2 protein-coding genes are annotated in these 2,004 nt (G+C 74.7%); both read right to left on the minus strand.

Going from position 1 to position 2,004, the window contains the following annotated elements; genetic code table 11:
- A partial coding sequence (locus tag H5J30_RS29775; RefSeq protein ID WP_181790455.1) for an MFS transporter occupies positions 1 to 1,143 on the minus strand: 1,143 nt, incomplete at its 3' end.
- The coding region (locus H5J30_RS29780) for a PLP-dependent cysteine synthase family protein (protein WP_181790457.1) at positions 1,140 to 2,004 on the minus strand (865 nt) is incomplete at its 5' end. The genes H5J30_RS29780 and H5J30_RS29775, both read right to left, overlap by 4 nt.

A 2,004-nucleotide genomic window follows, 5' to 3' on the forward strand; every position in this document is an offset into this window, starting at 1 on the left:
CGCGCCCCACAGCGCGCCCGTCGCCAGGTTGCCCAGCGTGATGCCGAGTCCGGAGACCGTGTGGTAGAGGCCGTAGTGCGTGGCGACGAGGCGACCGCCGGAGAGCGACACCACCGTGTCCATCTCGAACGGGTACGCCAGGGCCGTGCCCAGTGCCAGCAGGGCGGCGGCGAGGAGCAGGGGGACCAGTGCCGCCGTTCGCGCCGCCGTCCCGCCGCCGCCCGGTGGGGCGCCGGTGAGCAGCAGCGGCAGAAAGGCGACGCCCATCAGGGCGATGCCGTACACCAGGGCCCGCTGCGCCGGCCAGCGCTTCTTCGCCCAGCCCGTGACGCGCAGCTGGCCCGCCGCCGCCACGCCCGCCGAGACGGCGAAGAGCGCGGTGGTCACGCCGTCGCCCGCGGCCGGGAAGGCGCGGTGGGCCTGGAGGGGCAGCGCCAAATACACCTGGAAGGACAGGACGTACGAGCCGATCATGGCGGCGGAGAAGAGCATGAAGGGGCGGTTGGAGACGACCGTGCGCCAGTCGGCCAGCACCCCGCGCGCCCCCGGGCGCTCGGTCCGTACCGCGTCCCCCTCGGGCAGCGCCAGCACCTGTACCACCGTCAGTCCCAGGAACAGCAGCGCCGCGACCGTGCAGACCAGCCGGAAGTCGGCCGCCAGCAGCGCCAGTCCGACGAGCGGGCCGACGAACATCCCCGTCTGATAAAAGACGTTGAACAGCGCGAACGCCCCCACGCGCCGCTCCTCCCCCACGGCCTGCGCGAGGTACGTCCGCACCGCCGGGTTGAACAGCGCCCCCGCGAAGCCCGTCAGCGCCGACGCCGCGACCAGCGCCGGCAGCGACTGCACGAAGCCCAGCAGCCCGAAGCCCGCCGTGCGCAGCACGCAGCCCGCGACGATCATGGGCTTGCAGCCCAGCCGGTCGGCCAGCGTGCCGCCGACCAGGAACATGCCCTGCTGGGAGAAGTTCCGCACCCCCAGGACCAGGCCCACGGCCCACGCCGCCATGCCCAGCCCGTCGGCGAGATGGGCGGCGAGGTACGGCATCAGCATGTAGAACGCGGTGTTGATGGTGAACTGCTGCACCATCAGCAGCCGCACCCCGCCCCCGTACGAGCGGAACTCCCGCACCAGGTCCCTCATCGGGCCGGCACCCCCGTCGGTACCGCCGCGACGTTGCCGCAGCGGGTCCAGCGCTCGACGGTCCGCTCCGCCGGGTGCGCGATCTCGTCGGGGTCCGCGGCCGGCGGGCGGTCGAGCAGGTCGTGGGTGCGGCAGTGCTCGTCGCTGAAGACGGTGTTCCAGTAGCGCTGCACGCCGTCGGGGAAGACCGCCGCGATACGGACCGAGGGTCCCTCCGTACGCGCCAGCCACCCCGCGACCAGCGCCACCGCGCCGACGCTCCAGCCGCCGCCCGCGTAGTGGTGCCGCACCAGCCGCCGGGCCGCCCACACCGCCTCGTGCGCCGCGACCCAGTGGCACTCGTCGAACGCCGCGTGGTCCACGTTGCGCGGGTGGATGCTGCTGCCGAGCCCGCGCATCAGCCGCTCGCCCGCCGGCTGCCCGAAGACCGTCGAACGCACCGAGTCCACCCCGACCAGCCGCATCCCCGGCGAGAACGCGCGCAGCGCGCGGGCGACGCCCGCGGAGTGGCCGCCGGTGCCGACCGCGGTGACGAGGACGTCGACGCGGCCGAGCTGGACGGCGAGTTCGAGGGCGAGGGCGTCGTACGCCGCCGGGTTGTCGGGGTTGTGGTACTGATCCGGGCACCAGGCGCCGGGCTGCGCGGCCAGCAGTTCCGCGACCCGGTCGCGGCGGGCCTGCTGCCAGCCGCCGGAGGGGTGCGGGGCGCGTACGACCTCGACGCGCGCCCCGTACGCGGCCAGTTGGTGCCGCATCAGCGGTTCGAGACCCGGGTCGGTCACGAGGGCCACCGGGTGGCCGAAGGTGATCCCGGCGAGCGCGAGGCCGAGGCCCAGGGTGCCGCTGGTCCTCGGCCTCGCG

Source organism: Streptomyces phytophilus (genome assembly GCF_013870535.1).
Taxonomy (GTDB): Bacteria; Actinomycetota; Actinomycetes; order Streptomycetales; family Streptomycetaceae; genus Streptomyces; species Streptomyces phytophilus.